Source organism: Phenylobacterium sp. NIBR 498073, assembly GCF_027286305.1.
Lineage (GTDB): Bacteria > Pseudomonadota > Alphaproteobacteria > Caulobacterales > Caulobacteraceae > Phenylobacterium.
The window spans coordinates 3,174,249-3,190,000 of sequence record NZ_CP114599.1 but is presented as its reverse complement, the minus strand read 5'-3'; the positions used below and the strand labels follow the sequence as shown (position 1 = coordinate 3,190,000).

Genomic DNA, 15,752 nt, shown 5'->3' with positions numbered 1-15,752 from the left:
CCTGCCCGGTGCCGGAAGGTTAAAAGGAGGGGTGCAAGCTCCGAATTGAAGCCCCGGTAAACGGCGGCCGTAACTATAACGGTCCTAAGGTAGCGAAATTCCTTGTCGGGTAAGTTCCGACCTGCACGAATGGCGTAACGACTTCCCCACTGTCTCCAGCATAGGCTCAGCGAAATTGAATTCCCCGTGAAGATGCGGGGTTCCCGCGGTCAGACGGAAAGACCCTATGAACCTTTACTGCAGCTTCGCCTTGGCGTTAGCGGCAACATGTGTAGGATAGGTGGGAGGCTATGAAACCGGGGCGCCAGTTCCGGTGGAGCCATCCTTGAAATACCACCCTTGTTGTCGCTGACGTCTAACCGCGGCCCGTTATCCGGGTCCGGGACATGGCGTGGCGGGCAGTTTGACTGGGGCGGTCGCCTCCCAAAGTGTAACGGAGGCGCGCGATGGTGGGCTCAGAGCGGTCGGAAATCGCTCGACGAGTGCAATGGCATAAGCCCGCCTGACTGCGAGACTGACAAGTCGAGCAGAGACGAAAGTCGGCCATAGTGATCCGGTGGTTCTGCGTGGAAGGGCCATCGCTCAACGAATAAAAGGTACTCTAGGGATAACAGGCTGATTTTGCCCAAGCGTCCACAGCGACGGCAAAGTTTGGCACCTCGATGTCGGCTCATCACATCCTGGGGCTGGAGCAGGTCCCAAGGGTTCGGCTGTTCGCCGATTAAAGTGGTACGTGAGCTGGGTTCAGAACGTCGTGAGACAGTTTGGTCCCTATCTGCCGTGGGTGTACGAAGCTTGAGAGGATCTGTCCCTAGTACGAGAGGACCGGGATGGACACACCTCTGGTGGACCTGTCATGGCGCCAGCTGTGCAGCAGGGTAGCTAAGTGTGGAATAGATAACCGCTGAAAGCATCTAAGCGGGAAACTAACCTCAAAACAAGGCTTCGCCGAGAGCCGTGGTAGACCACCACGTTGATAGGCCAGGTGTGGAAGTGCGGCGACGCATGCAGCTTACTGGTACTAATCGCTCGATAGGCTTGATCGTTCTTAGTCAAACTCATGACTAACGCGCTTTGTGTGATGTCTTCTCTTTTCAACGCATCCGTTTCGTTGACCTGGTGGTTATACCGAGAGGTCCCCACCCGATCCCATCCCGAACTCGGTCGTTAAGCCTCTCTGGGCCAATGGTACTTCGTCTTAAGGCGCGGGAGAGTAGGTCGCCGCCAGGTCTACCAAACGGATGCAGTCCAAAACCCTTCAATACACAATCACACCCTGACGCGGGGTGGAGCAGCCCGGTAGCTCGTCAGGCTCATAACCTGAAGGTCACAGGTTCAAATCCTGTCCCCGCACCCAAGCTTTTCAAGCCCCCAAGCTCTCGCTCGGGGGCTTCTTCGTGTCCGAGACCCAACTCACGCCCCCATATCTGGCCAGTCCGGCATCGATAGCTTCACCGCCCGACCACGCTCCACGCCACCAAGGTGCTGCAGAAAACTCGCGATCGCGTTCTGGGTGCGGCGCATCGAGGTTTCGCGTCGTCATACCGAAGGCGAGCCCGCGCCTGGCGCCAGCGCACAGCGCGGCGGCTTGGATCGTTCGGCCGGGATGTCGCCGCCAAGCCTAACGGGTGACCCGCGTATTCTCGCCGTTGCCGATGACCCGGACGCGATCGCCGATCCGGAAATCGTTCGGCCCGCCGGGTTGGACGATGGCGATCGTGCGGCCGGAGTCCAGCTCGACGGTCAGCTCCAGGCCGGCGGTGCTCTGCGAACCTTGCAGCGCGCTCCCCAGAGCCCCGCCAGCCACCGCGCCGGCCACTCCGCCGGCGACGTTCGCCGCCGTGCCGCCGCCGATCTGGCTGCCGGCGATTCCGCCGAGAATGGCGCCCGTGCCCATGCCCAGGCGCGTCTCTCCCGGTCGGATGTTCACTGGGCGGATGCTCTGCAGCGTACCCAGTTCCACCGACTGCGGCCGCATTGTCTCCGTGCGCCTGTAGCTGTTGGGCGTGGGCTGCGGCGTGCAGGCGCTGATGAGCGCGGCGGACACAAGGAGGGGCAGGCTGAGGTGCGATAGTCTGGTCATTCGGCACGTCTCCGCGACGGCTGCGGCCGGCATTGGGCTTGCGGCGTTAGTTATCCCCGCGGACATTCGACCGCAGGTGGCCGCGCGGCGCCATCAGGTTGAATCCCGAGCCGGGCTGGGCCCCCGCCCCCTGTGGGTAACATTCTCGGCCGGCGCGATATGGGACCGCCGCGGCCCGACGCTGTCTGCGAGGCGGACTTGGCGCCCGCATCATCTCGGAGCGCCAGAAGCGCTGGCCGGCCGTAGAGAGGGAGCGGTCAGCCCAGCAGCGCGTCGCGCTGGGCCTGACTCAACGCCGCGATCTGGCTTGCGGTGAAGGCCTCGCGCACCCAGGGGCTCATCGCCCCGATCGCCGCCGCCGGCAACTCGGCGAGCTGGGCCCCGGTCAGCGCGGCGACCTGGCCGATCTCGAACATTGCGCCCTGCTGCGGCGTCAGCGCGCCGATCACCGCCGGGGGAAGGGCGGCGATCTGGGCCGGCGCCAGCGCGCGGAACTGCGCCGCCCCGAACTCCCCCAGGTCCTGCGCCGTCAGCTGCGCGACCTTGGCGAGCGGCAGGCCGCCGATCTGCGCGGCGCTGAGGCCGCCGACCTGGCTCGCACTCAGCGCCTGGAACTGATCGAGGGTCAGGACGCCGATCTGCTCGCCCGACAGGCCCGCCAGCTGAGCGTTCGACAGCGCGCCGAGCTGGGCGGACGTCAGGGCCCGCAGGTTGGCGGGCGAAAGTCCCGAGATCTGGGCGGCGGCGAGGCCGGCGACCTGCTCGGGGTCGAACGCCGCGACCTGCGCCGGGCTGAGCGCGTTGAGTTGGGCGGTCGAGAAGCGGCCGACCTGCATGGCGGCGAACTTGCGCAGGTCATCGCCCGTCAATGACGACAGCTGGCCGGCCGTCAGGCCGCTGATCTGCAGCGCCCCCAGCTTGCGCAGGCTCTCGGGCGCGATGGCCGAGAGCAGGTCCGGATCGAGCGCTCCGATCTGGGCGGGGGTCATCACCTGCACCTGGCCCAGCGCGAAGACGTCGAACTGGGCCGGGGCGAAGGCGGCGACCTGCGCCGGCGTCAGGCCCGCCACCTGTTGGCGGCTCAGCCGTGCGAGCTCATCGTCGGTCAGCGAGGTGATGTTGCGCAGGCTGAGGCCCGCCAGCTGCCCGGCGCTGAAGGACACGATCTGGTCGGCGCTGAATTCGTCGAAGTCCTCGGCGCTCAGGTCGCCCATGCGGGTCGCGCCGAGCCCAGACAACTGCGTGGCCTTCAGCGCCGCGACCTGCTCCTGGGTCAGGGCTGAATAGGCTTGCGCCGACATGCCGCCGATCTGCTGGGCGGTCAGGCCGCCGACCTGCGTGGCCGAGAACCCGGCGATCTGCTCAGGCGTCAGGCTGCTTAGCTGGGCGGCGGTCAGGCCGGCGATCTGGGCCGGGGTGAAGGCGGGCAGGTGGGCGCTCAGCGTCGCGAGCTGTTCGTTGCGCAGGCCCCCGATCTGGGCTGCCGACAGACCGCCGACCTCGGCCGCCGCAAGCTCGGCGGTCGAGGCCAGGCTCAGGGCGCCGATCTGCGACGGGGTGAGCGCTAGCCGTTGGACCGGGCCGAGCGCCGCGAAGCTTGATGGCGGCAGGGCGGCGATCTGCGCGGCGCTCAGGCCGCGCAATTGCGTGGCGTTCAGCGCGCTCAGCACATGGGGAGGCAGGGAAAGGAAGTTCTCGACACTGAGCGCCCCGAGCTGCGCGCCGCTGAGGGCGAGCAGATGGGCCGGCTGCAGTTCGGCGAAGTCTGCCGGGGCCAGGGCCGAGAGCTGGCCGGTGGTCAAGCCCTTGACCTGAGTGACGTTCAGCGAGGCGATCTGCGATGCGGTGAGCGCGGCCAGACCTTCGGTCGAGAGCGCGCCGAGCTGGCCGGCGGTCATTCCGTCAAGCTGGGTCTCCGACAGCGAGCTCACCTGCGCCTGTGACAGCGCGCCGAGCTGGCCCGTGCTCAACGCCCCGATCTGCGCGCCCGTGAACTTGGCGAGCACGGCGGCGTCCAGCCCGGCAAAGTTCGATGCGGAGATCGAGCGGACCTGCGAGGCCGACAGCGCGGCCAGGCTGACGGCTGGAATCGCGCCGAGTTTGGCGGGGCTGAGCGCCGCGATCTGGGCGGCTGACAGCGTCCGGGCCTGGCTCGGCGAGAGGGCGGCCGTGTGCTCCTCGCCCAGGGCGCCGATCTGCGCCGGGGTGAGGGCGGCGATCTGCTGGGGCGTGAAGCCGGCGATCTCGGCCGGCGTCAGCGAGGCGGTATTCGGCAGGCTCAGCGCGGCGAGCTGGCCGGGGCTGAACGCCAGAACCTGGGGACTGGTCAGGGCGATGAAGGCGGCGGCCGGCAATGAGGCCACCTGGGCGGGCGTAAGGCCCTGGAGCTGGGGCTTGGATAGGGCGGCGAACTCGGCCCCGCTGAACAGCGCCAGCTTGGCCGGCGACAGCGCGCTGAGCTGGCCGCCGGTCAGGCTCAGCCGCTGGTCGCTGCTCCAGGCCGCGATGAAGGTTTCGTCCACGGCCGTCAGCTGGCCCCTGGTCAGGCCGCGGACCTGGGACGTGCTCAGGCCGGCCGCCTCGTCCAGGGTCAGGGAGGTGATGTTGTCGGCGCTCAGCGCCCCGAGCTGTGCGGGGCTGAGGGCCAGCACCTGGGCCGAACTGAAACTGTCAAAGGTGGCGCGCGGCAGCTGTGCTATCTGGCGGGCGGTCAGTCCCGACAGCTGGGCCGGCGTCAACGCCCCGACCTGGTTCGGCGACAGCGCCGCCAGGTGGGTGCCGGTCAGGCCGCTGACCTGCGCGGCGGTCAGGCCGCCGATCTGGCCGGTGGTGAACGCGGCGAGCTGCGTCGGGCTGATGACGCCGGTCTGCGTCCAGCTCAGCGCCCCGATCTGCTCCGGCCTCAGCGCCGCCAGGTGCGCTGCGTCCAGGCCCGCAATCTGCGGCCCGGTCAGCCCCCTGATCTGCGCGCCTGACAGTCCGGCGACCCGGTCGGGCGGCAAGGCGTTTAGCGCCGCGGGCGAAAACGCCCCGATCTGCGGCGCCGAGAACGCCGCGAATTGCTCGGCCGTGAAGACAGTCAGTTGCTCGACTGACATCGCCTTGATCTGGGCCGGGGTCAGGCCCTTGATCTGCGCGGCCGACAGTCCTGCGATCTCGTCGGGGGTCAGCGTCGACAGGCCACCGGCGTTGATTGCGCCGATCTGGGCCGCACTGAAGCTATGGACCTGCTCGGTGGTGACCTTGGCGAAGTCGGCGGCAGAGAGCAGCTTGATCTGGACGGGAGATATGCCCAGCGCCTGGACGCCGTCGAGGCTGGCGAACTGCTCGGCGGTCAGCGCCGCCAACTGCCGGGCGGTCAGGGCGCTCATCTGCTGGCCGCTCAGCCCGTCCAGCCGCGACGTCGACAGACCCGCGATATGCAGCTCCGACAGGGCGCGCAGCTGGCTGCTGGTCAGGGCGCCGATCTGCGCCGCATTGAACTCGTTGATGTCGGAGACGCCCAGGGCCGCCAGCATCGTCGGCGACAAGGACTGCACCTGCGCGCGAGAGAGGACGTCGACCTGATCCTGCGAAAGCGCGGCGAAATTGGCGCTCGACAGGGCGTTGAGCTGGGCGCTGGAAAACGCCAGCAGCTGGGCGGGGGTGAACTCCGCCATGTCGGCCGCAGCCAGCCCCTTGAGCTGCGCGGCCGTGACCCCCTTGATCTGCGCCGCCGACAGCGAGGCGACCTGTTCGCCGTTCAGCGCTGAGAGTCCTGCGGCGGGAATGGCGCCGACCTGGGTCGCGCTCAGGCTTTTGAGCTCGTCGGTCGTCAAGGCCTCGAAGGTGGAGACGGGAAGCGCGCCGATCTGGGAGGGGGAAAGCTGCGAGATGCCCATCGTCGTCTGGCGCGTTCGAATCGTCGCTCAAGCTTAGGCAGCGGCTCCTGGGTCTCACAACCTGGCGGCGCTCAATGTGGGCGCCCTCGCCCTGCGGCGTCCTTTCCTCGCCGCAATCTGTTGCTCACAGCGTAGACTTTCATGGCTTGCGGGATTCGCGGGCGGACTGCTGCGTGGGAGCGTTTCATGATCATCGCCGGATGGATTCTCGCCATCCTGGGCCTGGCCCAGGTCGTTTTCGCCGGTACGATCGAGGTCTCCCAGCTGACCGAGGGCAACCGCCTGATCGGCCTGGCGCCCAGCGTGGTGGCCAATGTCGACCTGGTCGGCCAACGGGCGATGATCCACACCGGCGGCTGCGCGACCTTCCTGGCCGGCGTCGTGTTCATCGGCGCGGCCTATCTGAAGCCGGCCCCTCCCGGACAGCAGTCCAAGGCCTGGACAGGCATCGCAGCCATCGCCGCCCTGGTGTTGACCGCCGCTGCGGTCGGTGGGTTCGGCGCCTTCCTCTATGCGCTGCACGGTCAGAACGCCGACCAACGGCTGGTCGACGAGATCCGCGCCCGCGAAGCGCGCAACCAGTCGACGGAATCGCTCATGCAGGAGGCGGACCGGCGCTTGCGCAACGAGGCCGAGGCGGCCGCGGCGTCGCGGTGATCGCAACGGGCTTGCGCTGACGCCCCGGTGCTCTCATGGAGTGCGCCATGAGCGCGCCCCAATTCTTCGACCTGCAAGCCACCCACAATCCGCATCGCTGGTACCTACCGCTGACCCCGGCGGTCTGTGTCGGCTCGCGGGACAATCTCTTCATGTTCGGCGGCGTCGGCATGGCCTCGGCGATCACCGCCCTGGAGCGGACCTGCGAGCGGCCGGTGATCTGGGCCACGGCGCAGTACCTGTCCTACGCGCGTCCGCCCAGCATCGTAGACCTGGACGTCTGGGTGCCGGCCGCGGGCAAGTACAACAGCCAGGCCCGCGTCATCAGCCATGTCGGCGACAAGGAGATCCTGACCGTCAACGCCGCCCTCGGCTCGCGGCCCAGCGACATCTCGCGCCAGTGGCTCACCATGCCGGAGGTGGCGCCGCCGGATGACTGCGAGCCGGCCGATCACTGGCGCGGCGGCGGTGATGACCTGCATAGCCGCATCGAAGTGCGCGTCGCCAAGGGAAGCTACGGCGGCACCGAGGTCAGCGATGGCGGCGAGGACGGACGCCTGCTGTTGTGGATCCGGCCGCGCGAGGGCGTGGCGATCGACGCTGGCATGCTGGCGATCATGGCCGACTTCATTCCTGGCGCGGTCGGCAATGCGCTCGGCCTCAGCGCCGGCGGCAACAGCCTCGACAACACCATCCGCTATCGGCGCATCGTGGCGACCGAGTGGGTGCTGTGCGACATCCGCATCACCGGCGTGCATGGCGGCTTCGGCCATGGCGCGATGTATCTGTTCGCCCAGGACGGCGAACTGATGGCCACCGCCAGCCAGTCGCTGATCGTGCGGGTGCGCGACTAGATCAGGGCCTCAAGCAGGGCGATCCGCGCCAGATCCTTGGGCCGGCCGAAGCGGCGGCAGATCGCGGCCTGTTCGGCCGCGCTCGGCGTAAACAGGCGCCGGCCCTGCCAATCGAGCGCCTGACGCGTGGCCGGGAGCACCGGCGCCCAGGCGCCGTCGGAATACGCTTCGAAGCCGGCCATGATCTCGATCGGCAGGGCGGCGACCTGCGCCTTGGCGAAGATGGCGGACCGGAACAGCGGCGAGGCCGCCGCCGCGTGCGGCGCGGTGTTCCAGCGGTCCAGCAGCCGGCGCGCGTCGCGTTCGCTGACGATCAGGTCGACGTCGGGCGGCGTCAGGCCTGGGACGCCGACCAGCGCCATGCCGGCGCTGCCGAACACCCACCAGGGATCGGCCAGGTCCGCGCAGCCCTCGGCGACGACGTCCAGCGCGGCCGCCAGCGGCCCGGCGATCTGCGGCATTGTCATATGCGCCTCCTAGAGAGGTTCACGCGATGGCTCAATCGGTTGTAGCTAGGCGGGCGCCGAGTGCGGGCGCGGCAGGGGAGGAGACGGCGGAATGGAAGTGGTGCGCAAACACGGGCCCTGGGCCTTGCTGGCCGCCATAGGCGCCGGCGCGCTGGGCGTTCTGGCCACCTCCCGTGGCGAGAGCGTCAACGCGCTCTGGATCCTCACCGCGGCGATCTGCGTCTACCTGGTCGCCTACCGCTATTACAGCCTCTACATCGCCCAGCGGGTCATGCGCCTGGACCCGGCGCGGGCGACGCCGGCGGTCACCCGCAACGACGGCCTCGATTACGTCCCGACCGACAAGTACGTGCTGTTCGGCCACCATTTCGCGGCCATCGCCGGGGCTGGACCGCTGGTCGGGCCCGTGCTCGCCGCCCAGATGGGCTATCTGCCGGGCGTGCTCTGGATCCTGACCGGGGTGGTGCTGGCCGGGGCGGTCCAGGACTTCCTGGTGCTGGTCATCTCCATGCGCCGCGACGGCAAGTCGCTCGGTGAACTGATCCGCGAGGAGCTGGGGCCGATCCCCGGCGTCATCGCGCTGTTCGGCGCCTTCATGATCATGGTCATCATCCTGGCGGTGCTGGCCCTGATCGTGGTCAAGGCCCTGACATCGAGCCCCTGGGGCACGTTCACCGTCGCCGCCACCGTGCCGATCGCCATCGCCATGGGCGTCTACATGCGTTTCATTCGGCCCGGCCGCATCGCCGAGGTGTCGATCTTCGGCTTTGTGATGCTGATCCTGGCCATCGTCGGCGGTCAGTGGGTCGCGGCCTCGCCGCAGCTGGCGGGGATGTTCACCCTGACCGGCATTCAGCTGTCGTGGATCCTGATCGGCTACGGCGCGGTCGCCGCGGTGCTGCCGGTCTGGCTGCTGCTGGCGCCGCGCGACTACCTGTCGACCTTCCTCAAGATCGGCGCGATCCTGGCCCTGGCCATCGGCATCGTCATCATGCGGCCCGAGCTGCAGATGCCGGCCGTCACCCAGTTCGCCGCCGGCGGCGGCCCGGTCTGGTCGGGCACGCTGTTCCCGTTCCTGTTCATCACTATCGCCTGCGGCGCGGTCTCCGGCTTCCATGCCCTGATCTCCTCGGGCACCACGCCCAAGCTGATCGACAACGAGGTCAACGCCCGCTTCATCGGCTACGGCGGCATGCTGATGGAAAGCTTCGTGGCGATCATGGCGATCATCGCCGCCTCGATCCTCGACCCCGGCGTCTACTTCACGATGAACAGCCCGGCCGCGGTGGTGGGAACCACCGCCGAGAGCGCATCAGCCGCGGTCGGCGCCATGGGCCATCCGATCAGCGCCGAACTCATCGAGCAGACCGCCAAGGACTTTGGCGAGACCACCATCATCTCGCGCGCCGGCGGCGCCCCGACGCTCGCCGTCGGCATGGCGCACATCTTCTCCCACGTGCTGGGCGGCAAGGCGATGATGGCCTTCTGGTACCACTTCGCCATCCTGTTCGAGGCGCTGTTCATCCTCACCGCCGTGGACGCCGGCACCCGGGCTGGCCGCTTCATGCTGCAGGACCTGCTCGGGACCTTCATCCCGAAGTTCAAGGACACCTCGTCATGGACGGCGAACCTGACGGCCACTGGTCTCTGCGTCGCGGCCTGGGGCTTCTTTCTGCACCAAGGCGTCACTGACCCGCTCGGCGGGGTGAACACCCTCTGGCCGCTGTTCGGCATCTCCAACCAGATGCTGGCCGCGATCGCGCTGATCATGGCGACGGTGGTGATCTTCAAGATGAAGCGGCACCGCTACGCGTTCGTGACCATCATCCCGGCGGTGTGGCTGTGCATCTGCACCCTGACGGCCGGCTTCCAGAAGCTGCTGTCGCCCGACCCGGCCGTCGGTTTCCTTTCGCATGCGCGGAAGTACGGCGACGCGCTGGCCGCCGGCCAGGTGCTGGCCCCGGCCAAGAGCATGGCCGACATGACCAAGATCGTCTGGAACGACCGCATCGACGCGGCGCTCTGCGCGGTCTTCATCGCGGTGGTGCTGAGCATGATCTGGTTCGGGATCGGCGCCTGCCTGAAGGCCTATCGGGCCGACGGCTGGACGGCGCGGGAGATCAATCCCGACGCCATTCCGGCGGAGTAGGGGGCATGGCCTCGCCCAACCCCTTCGCCCGTTTCGCCCAGTGCGTCTGCGACGGCGCGCGCCTGATGGTCGGGGTGCCGAACTACGAGACCTATGTCGAGCACATGGCCCGCACCCATCCCGATCAGGCCCCGATGAGCCGGGCGGAGTTTTTCCGCGACCGTCAGGACGCCCGCTACGGCGCCGGGGCTCGCGGCGGCTTTCGCTGCTGCTGAAAAGCGAAAGGCCGGCGTCTCCGCCGGCCTTTGCTACACAGAACTTGGAGAGGGCGCTTAGCGCGCGGCCAGGGCCGAATTGGTCGGGGCCTGAGCCGTGGCGTAGGTGTCCAGGCTGACCTTCACGGTCGCCTTCACGCAGCGCGAATAGGCGTCGAGCGCCAGGGTTTCGTTGCGGGTGGCGCGGAAGCAGACGTTGCGCGCGGCCTTGGCCACATCGGCTTCGACTTGGGCTTGGCTCTTGCCGGCCAGCGGAACGCTGATCGAAGCGGCTTGAGCGGGAGCGGTGATGGCGAACACGGCCACGGCGGTCAGAGCAAGAGTACGGATCATAATCACGAGTTCCCGGAAAGGGGTTGGGACCAACCACCTCCCGACGTTTCCTTTGGCGACGGTTCAAATTCTCGCGTGACCGTTTCGCCTAGCCATGTTCCTGCCCTTTGAAGGACAAGGTTTCAAGCGGATTTGCTGCGGTGCAGTAGCGCAGTTGTGCGATGCAATCGCGGTGGGCGCCGGCGCCCGGGATTGCGGCAGGGGGAGCGCGAGGCGCGGTTCGGGCACGCCGATTGCGGTGGACAACCCCGACGGCCCCGAAATGAAACACTTGCCATCGGCGGGGCTTCACCATTGAGTAACCTTCGTTAACGCCGAGGTCCCATGTTCCTGTCCGTTCTCGCCGCCGCCGCCGTGATCTCGACCACCTACGCCCCGGCGCCCGCCGCGGCCCCGGTCGCGCCGCCCGCCGAGCAGGCGGTGCTGGTCGATTGCCAGGTCAGCGGCGCAAACCTCACCGATTGCAAGGCGCTGGACGCCGACGGCGCGCCGGCCGCCGAAGCGGTGAAGCTGGCCGCCCAGGTCGAGGTTCCCGAGGCCTTCGCCCTCGCCAATCCCGGTCGCATCGTCATCAAGATGAACGTCACGCCGTAAGGCGGTTGACCGCGCTCCGCGTCTGACGCCTTCTCCCACCCAACAAGTAGGGAACGGGAGAACGGCATGGACCAGCGCAAACTGGGCGAATTCGACGTCTCGGCCATCGGGCTGGGCTGCATGAGCCTCTCGCACGCCTACGGCTCGCCGCCGCCGCGCGAGCAGGCCGAGCGGGTGCTGAAAGGCGCCCTCGACGCCGGCTACACCTTCCTCGACACCGCTGCGGTCTACGGCGTCGGCCATAACGAGATGCTGGTCGGCGAGGTGCTGAAGGACCGGCGCAGCGACTATGTTCTGGCCTCGAAGTGCGGCCTGACCAACGGCGATCAGCGCGAGCTCAACGGTCATCCGGACGTCCTGAAGGCCACCTGCGAGGGCAGCCTGCGCCGGCTGCAGACCGACGTCATCGACCTCTATTACCTGCACCGTTGGGACAAGCGCGTGCCCATCGAGGACAGCGTCGGCGCCCTGGCCGACCTGGTCAAGGAGGGGAAGATCCGCGCCATCGGCCTGTCGGAGGTCTCGGCCCCGACCCTGCGTCGCGCCCATGCCGTCCATCCGATCACCGCCCTGCAGACCGAGTACTCGCCCTGGACCCGTAATCCCGAGATCGCGGTGCTCGAGGCCTGCCGCGAACTGGGCGTGACCTTCGTGGCGTTCAGCCCGGTCGGCCGCGGTTTCCTGGCCGGCGGGGTGCCTGACGCCGCGGCGCTGGAGGATGGCGACTTCCGCAAGGCGATGCCCCGCTTCCAGGGCGAGGCCTTCGCCGCCAACCTCAAGATGTTCGAGGGGTTCGCCGCCCTGGCGCGCGAGGCCGGCTGCACCCCGGCCCAGCTGTGCCTGGCCTGGCTGCTGGCCAAGGACGAGACCCTGGTGCCGATCCCGGGCACTACCAATCCGGACCACATGCGCGAGAACGCCGCCGCCGCCGCGGTCTCGTTGTCGGCCGACGTGATGGCCAAGGTCGAGGAATTGGTGAACCCGCAGACCGTGACCGGCCCGCGCTATGCGCCGGCGATGCAGGCGTCGGTGGACACCGAGGGCTAGTTCGCGCCGAGGCTGGTCGCCGCCGCCCGCAGGGCGTCCTGCGCCATCCGCCGGGCGCGGTCGGCGACCTCTTCGATCGGCAGGTCGTGCAGTCCGCGCGGCCGGGGCAGGCTGACCTGGACCGTCACCCCATCGTCCGTCAGCACGGATACGCCGACGATGGTGGGGCTGACGGTGACGGAGGGCGGCAGGGAAAGGTCGGTCATCGCGTCTCTCCTGGATTCCCCCTGGGCGGATTTGACCGCGCATCCATAGGATGTCCAGGCACGCTTTTATGACCGTCCCGGTAGGGAACCGTTAGGCCGTCAGCGCCCCGAACAGCTCCTCGTGACGGGCGCAGACGGCGGGCCACAGGTCGCGCGCCTGCGGAACGTCAAGTTCGAAGCGAGCACGCAGGATGCTTGAAAATTCATCCGCTGAATCAATGATCTGCATGGTCTTCTCGCCGGGGCGGATGAAGTTGAACGTGCGGCCCCGCAGCACGGCGACCCCGCCGGGCTCATGGCGGAAGGCGAAGGCGGTCTGGGTGAACACCGAGTCCGGCGCAGTGCTCAGCCAACGGCACATGGCGGCCAGTTCCTCGCGGTCGGCCGGCTCGTTGCGGAAGTCGTAGTAGGCCGCGCCGCCGTGCGGGTGGTTGTGGAACCGCAGCCAGCCGTCGTCGAGCGCCTCGAACGAGAAGTCGAAGCCGGCGCAGTGGTGCGGCCCGAACTCCAGCGGCATGGCCTCCAGCAGCGCGTCGCCGAACCCGACGTCGGCGATGTAGGGCCGGTCCAGGTCGACGCGCAGCACCAGATGGTTGGCGTGCGAGGCCGGCCCGCGCTCGCCGCGCAGCACGGCCCCGGCCATCTCGGTCACCTCGAAGCCGACCTCGCGCAGCATCGCGCCGAGCAAGCCGTTCATCTCGTAGCACCAGCCGCCGCGCCGCTGGCGGACCATCTTGTCGAAGGCCGCCTGCGGATCGAGCGTCATCGTCCGGCCCAGCTGGACGTCGAAGTTCTCGTAGGGGATCGCGCGCAGGTGCAGGCGCTGCATCGCCTTCAGCGTCGCGGCGTCCACGCGCGGGACGCCGACGAACCCGATGCGGTCGAGATAGGCCTGCAGGTCCATGCTACTCCTTGGCCGGCGGCGCGGCGCCCTGGATCATCGCCACGATCTCGGGCCGGATCTTGTCGGCGCCCTTTTCCATCATATGCGAGACGATTCGGGCGCCCACCGCCGCGCGGGTCTGCGAGGTGAACTCGGTCTTGTTGCTGCGCACCCAGTCCATCGAGGCCTGCCGGTTGACGTTCAGCTGCTGGAAGTGCGGCACGACATAGCGCGCGATCAGCTCGTAGGAGCGCTTGGTGTCCTCCCAGCGCGCCCAGTTGTGCGCCATCAGCAGGAAGCACCCGAAGCCGCCGCTCTCGTCGACCAGCTGCTGCAGCCGCTCGATCGCATCGTCGGGCGTGCCCACCACCGCCTGGCCCAGCGCCAGATAGGCTTCCACCGGGTCGCCCTTGAAGTCGTCGGGCACCATCGGCAGGTTGGCGATCTCCTTGAAATAATAGATCCACTTCTCCAGCCCGAAGCGGACCTGCTCGATCGCCTTGTCCTTGGTCTCGGCGATATGCATCTGGCCGACCAGCCGCCAGCGGCTGCGGTCCATGGTCTGGCCGTTCTCCTTGGCGATGTCCTCGGCGATGCCCCAGTTGGCGGCCAGCGAATTGAAGCCGGCCGAGGTGGTCGCCCCCAGCGACAGCAGCCCCGCGCCGTGCTTGCCCGCGGCTCGCGCCCCGGTCGGCGAGACCTGGCTGGCGACCGCGATCTCCACCGACGGCCGCGAATAGGGCGTCATCTGCAGGCGGGCGTTGACCAGGCTGAACCAATCGCTCTCGTGGGTGACCTCCTCGCCGCGCAGCAACGGGACCAGCACGTCCAGCGCCTCGTCCATGCGGTCGCGCTGCTTGGCGACCGGGATGCCCATCATGAAGGCGTCCGAGACCAGCGCCCCGGGGCCGACTCCGAACATCACCCGGCCGCGGGTCATGTGGTCGAGCTGGTTGATGCGGTCGGCCAGCATCATCGGGTGGTGATAGGGCAGGGACGAGACCCCGGTGCCCAGCCGGATGTGCTTGGTGCGCTCGGCGGCCGCGGCGATGAACACTTCGGGGCTGGCGATCAGCTCGTAGGCGGCCGAGTGATGCTCGCCGATCCAGGCCTCTTCGTAGCCCAGGTGGTCCATCCACTGCACCAGCTCCAGGTCCCGCTGGATGGCCAGGGTCGGGTTCTCGTCGAGCGGATGGAACGGCGCGATGAAGGCCCCGAAGCGGAGCTTGTTTCCGAGCATGATGGCCCTCCCTTGGCCGTTTGAGCGGAGGCTAACTCCCTATTTGCAGGCAGCGCCAGTATGACGCCCCGTCACCGCGCGGCCTCCTGCGCCGCTTCGAGAAAGCGCAGCACCGCAAGCTCGAAGGCCCGTGGCGAAGCGCCCTTCTTCAGCGGCAAGGCGCCTCGCTCGTAGGCCTCCAACACCAGCGGATGGATGTAGGAGCTGCGGCACACCGCGGCGGTGTTGCCGAGTAGGGTGGCGGCTGCCTTCACCGCCGTCGCGACCCGGCGCCTGGCCTCGGCGGCGTCCTTGGCGGGGGGCTGCTCGACGAGGCCCCGGGCGGTGTAGAGCGTACCGGCCCAGGTGCGGATGTCCTTGGCCGAAAAGCCCTCGCCGACGATCGCGCGGATGTAGGCGTTGACGTCGCTGGACTCCACCGCCCGCCGCGCGCCGGCGTCGTCGACGTACTGGAACAATCGCTGGCCGGGCACGTCCTGGCAGGCCTTGACGATCCGCGCCAAGCGCCGGTCGCGGAAGCCGGTGCGATGGACCTTGCCGCTCTTGCCGCGAAACTCGAACACCGCCCCGCCGCCGGTGATTTCGGCGTGACGGTCGCGCAGGGTGGTCAGGCCGAAGCTCTTGTTGGTCTTGGCGTACTCGCTGTTTCCGACCCGGATCAGGGTCAGTTCCATCAGCGCCACCACCGCCGCCAGCACCTTCTCGCGCGGCAGGCCCCGGCGGCGCAGGTCGCGATCGACCTGGGCGCGCAACTTGGGCAGGGCGCGGCCGAAGGCGATCAGACGCTCGAACTTCTCGCCCGCCTGCGCTTGGCTCCAGAGATCGTGGTAGCGGTACTGCTTGCGGCCCCGCGCATCGCGGCCGGTCGCCTGGATATGGCCGCGCGGCGAGGCGCAGATCCAGACGTTCGTCCAGGCCGGAGGCAGCACCAGCGCGGCGATCCGGTTCAGTGTCGCCTTGTCGCGCACCGGCGCTCCCTGGGAGTCGCGGTACGCGAAACCCGCGGGACCCATCGTCCGCGATAGGCCCGGATCGTGATCGTTCACATAGGTAAGGTCGCCGGCCGGCGGCGGACCTGTGTCGCGGGGCATGGCGCGCCTTTGGCAATGCAGGCCGGACGTGGCAGGAAGCACCGTCGCTCAC

At 68.3% G+C, this 15,752-nt stretch carries 14 protein-coding genes, 1 tRNA gene and 2 rRNA genes (1 of these 17 only partly in view); 9 read left to right on the top strand and 8 right to left on the bottom strand.

Going from position 1 to position 15,752, the window contains the following annotated elements; genetic code table 11:
- From O4N75_RS16005 to O4N75_RS15995, 3 genes are all read left to right on the top strand, one after another.
- Positions 1 to 1,046 (top strand): 23S ribosomal RNA (locus tag O4N75_RS16005) (it extends 1,741 nt beyond the left edge of the window).
- Between the two features lie 69 nt (positions 1,047 to 1,115).
- Positions 1,116 to 1,230 (top strand): 5S ribosomal RNA (gene rrf / locus O4N75_RS16000).
- A gap of 50 nt (positions 1,231 to 1,280) precedes the next feature.
- Positions 1,281 to 1,357 (top strand) — tRNA-Met (locus O4N75_RS15995).
- A gap of 264 nt (positions 1,358 to 1,621) precedes the next feature.
- On the opposite strand, the gene O4N75_RS15990 is transcribed toward O4N75_RS15995, so the two are convergent.
- Complete coding sequence (locus O4N75_RS15990) at positions 1,622 to 2,083, bottom strand: hypothetical protein (protein ID WP_269626470.1); 462 nt, start codon at positions 2,081 to 2,083, stop codon at positions 1,622 to 1,624.
- A gap of 257 nt (positions 2,084 to 2,340) precedes the next feature.
- Positions 2,341 to 5,964, bottom strand: coding sequence for a hypothetical protein (locus O4N75_RS15985; protein WP_269626469.1), 3,624 nt, complete (start codon positions 5,962 to 5,964; stop codon positions 2,341 to 2,343).
- 186 nt (positions 5,965 to 6,150) lie between these two features.
- On the opposite strand from O4N75_RS15985, the gene O4N75_RS15980 reads away from it, so the two are divergent.
- The gene (locus O4N75_RS15980; RefSeq protein WP_267233148.1) at positions 6,151 to 6,621 is read left to right on the top strand and encodes a hypothetical protein; all 471 of its coding nucleotides are present in this window, start codon (positions 6,151 to 6,153) and stop codon (positions 6,619 to 6,621) included.
- 47 nt (positions 6,622 to 6,668) lie between these two features.
- Positions 6,669 to 7,475, top strand: coding sequence for an acyl-CoA thioesterase domain-containing protein (locus O4N75_RS15975; RefSeq protein ID WP_269626468.1), 807 nt, complete (start codon positions 6,669 to 6,671; stop codon positions 7,473 to 7,475).
- Here the strand turns inward: O4N75_RS15975 and O4N75_RS15970 are convergent.
- Positions 7,472 to 7,942, bottom strand: a complete 471-nt coding sequence (locus O4N75_RS15970) for a hypothetical protein (RefSeq protein ID WP_269626467.1) — start codon at positions 7,940 to 7,942, stop codon at positions 7,472 to 7,474. The two genes, O4N75_RS15975 and O4N75_RS15970, sit on opposite strands and share 4 nt — an antisense overlap.
- Positions 7,943 to 8,033: 91 nt before the next feature.
- Here O4N75_RS15970 and O4N75_RS15965 point away from each other — a divergent pair, with 91 nt between their 5' ends.
- A complete protein-coding gene (locus tag O4N75_RS15965) occupies positions 8,034 to 10,091 on the top strand; it encodes a carbon starvation CstA family protein (RefSeq protein ID WP_269626466.1) in 2,058 nt (685 codons plus the stop codon).
- A gap of 5 nt (positions 10,092 to 10,096) precedes the next feature.
- Positions 10,097 to 10,306, top strand: a complete 210-nt coding sequence (locus O4N75_RS15960; RefSeq protein WP_269626465.1) for a YbdD/YjiX family protein — start codon at positions 10,097 to 10,099, stop codon at positions 10,304 to 10,306.
- A gap of 57 nt (positions 10,307 to 10,363) precedes the next feature.
- Here O4N75_RS15960 and O4N75_RS15955 read toward each other — a convergent pair whose 3' ends face one another.
- Positions 10,364 to 10,639 carry a hypothetical protein gene (locus O4N75_RS15955; protein ID WP_267233152.1) on the bottom strand — a complete coding sequence of 92 codons (276 nt, stop codon included), beginning with the start codon at positions 10,637 to 10,639 and terminating at the stop codon, positions 10,364 to 10,366.
- A gap of 324 nt (positions 10,640 to 10,963) precedes the next feature.
- On the opposite strand from O4N75_RS15955, the gene O4N75_RS15950 reads away from it, so the two are divergent.
- Together O4N75_RS15950 and O4N75_RS15945 are read left to right on the top strand one after the other, a co-directional pair.
- On the top strand, positions 10,964 to 11,233 hold the full coding sequence (locus tag O4N75_RS15950) for a hypothetical protein (protein ID WP_269626464.1): 270 nt from the start codon (positions 10,964 to 10,966) through the stop codon (positions 11,231 to 11,233).
- 66 nt (positions 11,234 to 11,299) lie between these two features.
- Positions 11,300 to 12,280, top strand: coding sequence for an aldo/keto reductase (locus tag O4N75_RS15945; RefSeq protein ID WP_269626463.1), 981 nt, complete (start codon positions 11,300 to 11,302; stop codon positions 12,278 to 12,280).
- Here O4N75_RS15945 and O4N75_RS15940 read toward each other — a convergent pair.
- The 4 genes from O4N75_RS15940 to O4N75_RS15925 form a co-directional block, all read right to left on the bottom strand.
- A complete protein-coding gene (locus tag O4N75_RS15940) occupies positions 12,277 to 12,486 on the bottom strand; it encodes a hypothetical protein (RefSeq protein ID WP_269626462.1) in 210 nt (69 codons plus the stop codon). The genes O4N75_RS15945 and O4N75_RS15940 overlap by 4 nt on opposite strands.
- A gap of 91 nt (positions 12,487 to 12,577) precedes the next feature.
- Positions 12,578 to 13,390 (bottom strand): arylamine N-acetyltransferase, encoded by an 813-nt coding sequence (locus tag O4N75_RS15935; protein ID WP_269626461.1) that lies wholly within the window; start codon positions 13,388 to 13,390, stop codon positions 12,578 to 12,580.
- A gap of 1 nt (position 13,391) precedes the next feature.
- Positions 13,392 to 14,609, bottom strand: coding sequence for an LLM class flavin-dependent oxidoreductase (locus O4N75_RS15930; RefSeq protein ID WP_269626460.1), 1,218 nt, complete (start codon positions 14,607 to 14,609; stop codon positions 13,392 to 13,394).
- 71 nt (positions 14,610 to 14,680) lie between these two features.
- Positions 14,681 to 15,700, bottom strand: a complete 1,020-nt coding sequence (locus O4N75_RS15925; protein WP_269626459.1) for a DNA topoisomerase IB — start codon at positions 15,698 to 15,700, stop codon at positions 14,681 to 14,683.
- Positions 15,701 to 15,752: the final 52 nt, after the last annotated feature.